Raw genomic sequence first — 5,088 nt, 5'->3', positions numbered from 1 at the left:
GCACAGAGAAATATTTTGATATTTTAATCGGAGCCTATCTTTTAAATCCGCTGAAAAGTGATTACAGCATAGAGACCATTGCCTCGGAGCACTTAAACCTGACCATTCCCGGGAAGGTGGAAACCTTTGGGAAGCTTAAGCTTTCGGAGGCCTTTGAGAAGCAGCCCGAAAAGTGCATGGAATATTACTGCTTTGGCGCTTATGTGTGTGCAGCGGCTTTTGGAGTGCTTCGGGATAAGCTTAAGGAAACGCAGATGGATCATCTGATGGATGAAATAGAAATGCCCCTTTCTCTGGTGCTTTATGACATGGAAAAAGAAGGTGTGGAGGTGCGCAGAGAGGAGCTGAAGGCTTATGGGGACGCACTGGTGAGCAGAATCGAGGAGCTGGAAAAGTCCATCCATGCCCAGGCGGGAGTGGAATTTAACATTAACTCACCCAAACAGCTGGGCGAGGTATTATTTGAAACCATGGGCATTCCCGGAGGGAAAAAGACTAAGACAGGATATTCCACGGCAGCAGATGTGTTGGAAAAGCTGGCGGAGGAATATCCTATTGTAAAGGATATTCTGGAATACAGAGGCCTTGCAAAGCTGAAATCCACCTATGCGGACGGACTGGCCGCTTATATTGGCGCGGATCACCGCATTCACACCAATTTCAACCAGACCATAACGGCTACAGGGCGTATCAGCTCCACAGAGCCGAATCTGCAGAATATTCCCATGCGGATGGAGCTGGGAAGGCGTATCCGGAAGGTGTTTGTGCCAAAGGAAGGCTATGAATTTATGGATGCCGATTATTCTCAGATTGAGCTGCGTGTTCTGGCTCATATGTCCGGGGATGAACAGCTCATTGAGGCCTATAAGATGGACCAGGATATCCACCGGATTACGGCGGCCAAGGTGTTCCACACGCCCTTTGAGGAGGTGACGGACCTGCAGAGAAGAAATGCCAAGGCGGTGAATTTCGGTATTGTGTACGGTATCAGCTCCTTTGGCCTCAGCCAGGACTTAAGCATCAGCAGAAAGGAGGCCGAAGCGTATATCCGGCAGTATTTTGCCACTTATCCCAAAGTCAAGGAATTTTTGGACGGGCTGGTGGCGGAAGCCAAACAAAAGGGCTATGTGACCACCCTGTTTCATAGAAGGCGCCCGGTGCCGGAGCTGTCCTCCTCTAACTTTATGCAGCGCTCCTTTGGGGAACGGGTAGCTATGAATTCTCCCATTCAGGGCACGGCTGCAGATATCATCAAGATTGCTATGATCCGGGTATGGAGGGCTCTGCGGGAGGCGGGACTAAAATCCAAGCTGATTCTGCAGGTACACGACGAGCTTTTGATCGAGACCCTTAAGGAGGAAGAGGAGCAGGTTCGGGAAATCCTTTCCGAAAATATGAAGTCGGCAGCAGATTTGGCGGTGACTCTGGAGGTGGATCTGCATACTGGCGAAAACTGGTATGAGGCGAAATGATGAAGGTGCGTTTTATTGGGATTACGGGAGGCGTAGGCTCGGGGAAATCGGAGCTTCTGCGTTATATTGCAAAGCACTATAAATGTGAGATTTATCTTGCGGATGAGGTGGCCCATCTGGTAAAGCTGCCGGGTACTTCCTGCTTTGACAGGCTGGTAAGGCTTCTGGGAAGAGAAATCCTGGACAGAGAAGGACAGATTGACAAGGCCGCCATGGCGGAACAGATTTTTTCCGATGAGAAATGCCTGGAACAGGTCAATGAGATTGTACATCCGGCCGTGAAGGAATTTCTTCTGGAGCGGTATAGGCAGGCCAGAGAAAATCCTGACATTGAATTGTTTTTTGTGGAGGCCGCCCTTTTGGTGGAAGGGGGCTACGGCCAGATCGTGGATGAGCTGTGGTATGTTTATGCAGCAGAGGATGTACGCAGAGAACGGCTTCAAAGAGCCAGGGGCTATGCGCCTGAAAAGATAGAGGGAATCATGAACAGTCAGCTGTCGGAGGAGGAATTTAGAGGGGCCTGTGACTTTGTCATAGATAACAGCGGTTCCCTGGAGGACAGCTATCGTCAGATCAATAAGAAACTGGAGGCTTTTACATGGCAGGAGTAAGGGAAAAACAGGGACAGCTGGTATTTGGCCTGGACATTGGCACCCGCAGCATTGTGGGAACCGTAGGATATAAAAGCGGCAGCAGCTTTCATGTGGCGGCACAGCGGGTGAAGGAGCACGAGACCAGGGCCATGCTGGACGGGCAGATACACGATATCGGCAAGGTGGGAGAGACCATCTCCCAGGTGAAAGCACAGCTGGAACAGGATCTGAACAGAGAGCTTACAGAGGTATGTATTGCAGCGGCTGGCCGTGTACTGCGGACTGTGACCACTTATACGGAGCATACCTTTGAGAGTGAGCGGGAGATTCTGGCAGAGGATATCTATTCCCTGGCTGCCATGGGAGTGGAAAAGGCTTATGAGGAGTTTCAGAGAGACAATGACACGGACGTAAAGTTTTACTGTGTGGGATATACGCCCATGCGATATTATATGAACGGCTACCAGATTGGAAATCTGGAGGGACATAAGGCTAAGACAATCGGAATTGATCTGATTGCCACCTTTCTCCCGGATGATGTGGTGGATGGGCTGTATAAGGCGGTGGAGCTGGCCGGGCTTCATGTGGCAAATCTGACGCTGGAGCCCATCGCCGCCATACAGGTGGCGATCCCGGAAAAATTCCGTATGCTGAATCTGGCGCTGGTGGACGTTGGGGCGGGCACCAGCGATATCTCCATTACAAAGGAAGGCACCATAGTGGCTTACGGCATGATACCGGTAGCCGGGGACAGCCTGACGGATATTCTGGTGCAGCACTGTCTTGTGGATTTTGATACGGCGGAGCAGATCAAACGCAAGGCAGGAGAAATGGAAACGGTGGAATATACGGATATTCTGGGACTGCCTCAGACCATCTCCTCTAAGGAGGTGATGGAGCTTTTGGAGGAGGCCGTGGCCAGAATGACAAAGCTGGCAGCGGATTGCATCAAGGAGTTAAACGGCGATAAATCTGTCAGCGCAGTATTCGTGGTAGGCGGAGGAGGAATGATTCCCGGGTATACTGAGAAGCTGGCGGCAGAGCTGGGAATTGCAAAGGAACGAGTAGCCATCCGCGGCCAGGAAGTGATGCAGAATATTCAGTTTGAGATAGAAAACGCCAGAAACGATGCCATGATGGTGACTCCCATCGGCATCTGCTTAAGCTATTATGAGCAGAGCAACAATTTTATCTTCGTGGAATTTAACAAGATGCGCATAAAGCTGTATGACAATGGAAGGATATCCGTGGCGGATGCGGCCATGCAGGCAAAATTCCCCAATGAGGCACTTTTCCCGAGACGGGGCCAGGCCCTCACCTTTTCGGTGAATGGCAAGAACCGCATGATTAGAGGAGAGCAGGGGGAATCGGCTGTGATCCGCGTAAATAAGGATCCGGCGGACATCTATACCCAAATACACAGCGGAGACAAGATAGAGATCACCGCCTCCACCACCGGAGCGGCAGCCTCCCTGGAGCTTGGCCGGCTTTCGGAGCTTTCGGAACGGCTTCATGTTTTTGTGAACGGAGCGGGCATTGACCTTCCCAAAACCGCTTATGTGAATGGAAATAGAGAAAACGAATTTTATCTGATCCGGGAGGGAGATGCCATACAGGTACATAATTACTATACGGTATCGGAAATCGCGGAATTTCTGGATGTGCCGCTGGGAGAAAATATTCAGGTGAATGAGACGGCGGCCAGGCCGGAGACAAGGGTATATGAAAACTTTACCCTGACATGGGATATGGAAGCGGAGAAGCCCTCAGAGAACCGGCACACCCCGGAGGAGGAAAACCTGCGGGAGGAGGAGAATCATCCAGAAGAGAAGCAGGCTTCCAAGACAGATGCGCCGGCAGAGAAACAGGAGGCGCCAAAGAGCCTTGGCGAAAAGGAAAACAATGAAGTGACTGTAACAGTCAACGGCGCGCCTGTTGTGTTATCCGGTAAAAAGAGCTATGTGTTTGTGGATGTATTTGACTTTATAGATTTTGATTTAAGGGACTCCAGAGGGCGCAGCATTGTGACCAACATAAATGGCAGGCCGGCTCAGTATATGGAGGCTTTAAACGGCGGCGAGGTCATAGAAATATACTGGAAATAGAGGAAAGAGAGACTTAAATTATGAGATTATGCAGTATTGCAAGCGGAAGCAGCGGAAACTGCATCTATGTGGGCTCTGAGGCAACCCATCTGCTTGTGGACGTGGGAATCAGCGGAAAAAGGACAGAGTGCGGTCTGCATACGCTGGGAATTACAGGAGCTGATCTGGACGGTATTTTGGTGACCCATGAGCATATGGACCATATCAATGGGCTGGGGGTCATGGCCCGCAAATACAATGTTCCCATTTATGCCACGAAAGGCACCATAGAGGCTATTAAGGAATGCACCACCATCGGAAGGATTGAGGACTCTCTTTTTCGAGAGGTTTACGAGGATGAAAAGCTGATCATCAAGGACCTGACGGTGAACCCTATGCGGATTTCCCATGATGCGGCCCAGCCTGTGGCCTACCGCATCGGATACGGCAGCAAACGAGTGGGAATTTGTACGGACCTGGGGGTTTATAACGATTATACCGTGGAGTGTCTAAAGGGCATGGATGCGGTTTTGCTGGAAGCAAACCATGATGTGAATATGCTTCAGGTAGGCCCGTACCCTTATTATCTGAAGCAGCGCATTCTGGGAGATAAGGGGCATTTGTCCAATGAAAATTCGGGAAGGCTGCTTGGCCGGATTCTGCACGATGGGCTCCAGACCATTCTTCTGGGGCATTTAAGCAAGGAAAACAATCTGCCGGAGCTTGCCTACGAGGCGGTGCGCATGGAGATCACCATGGGGGATAACCCCTACAATGGCGGAGATTTCAGGCTTATGGTGGCGGGGAGAAACGAAGTTTCCCCCATTATCAATATTGCGTAATAACAAGGGAGGAGAATGGAGGAAGAATGAAAAGAACAATTATTACGGTAGTAGGACGGGATACAGTAGGAATCATTGCCAGGGTGTGCACTTATCT

4 protein-coding genes and 1 pseudogene are annotated in these 5,088 nt (G+C 50.5%); all 5 read left to right on the top strand.

The window, feature by feature from the left end:
* Positions 1-1,472 (top strand): DNA polymerase I (polA, locus tag AC1WIP_RS11030; protein WP_481141873.1); only part of this gene is annotated, 1,472 nt, incomplete at its 5' end.
* Entirely contained in the window at positions 1,469-2,083 is a 615-nt protein-coding gene (gene coaE, locus AC1WIP_RS11025; protein WP_481141872.1) for a dephospho-CoA kinase, read from the top strand. The genes polA and coaE, both read left to right, overlap by 4 nt.
* Entirely contained in the window at positions 2,071-4,170 is a 2,100-nt protein-coding gene (locus tag AC1WIP_RS11020; RefSeq protein WP_481141871.1) for a cell division protein FtsA, read from the top strand. Before coaE ends, AC1WIP_RS11020 begins: the two co-directional genes overlap by 13 nt.
* A gap of 20 nt (positions 4,171-4,190) precedes the next feature.
* Positions 4,191-4,991: an MBL fold metallo-hydrolase gene (locus AC1WIP_RS11015; protein WP_318704103.1), complete on the top strand. Its 801-nt coding sequence runs from the start codon at positions 4,191-4,193 to the stop codon at positions 4,989-4,991.
* Between the two features lie 26 nt (positions 4,992-5,017).
* Positions 5,018-5,088 (top strand): annotated as a pseudogene (locus AC1WIP_RS11010) (ACT domain-containing protein); the annotation flags it as partial.

The organism is Acetatifactor sp. (assembly GCF_982438285.1).
Note: the sequence above shows the minus strand (reverse complement) of the source record. Positions and strands in the feature narration are given on the sequence as shown.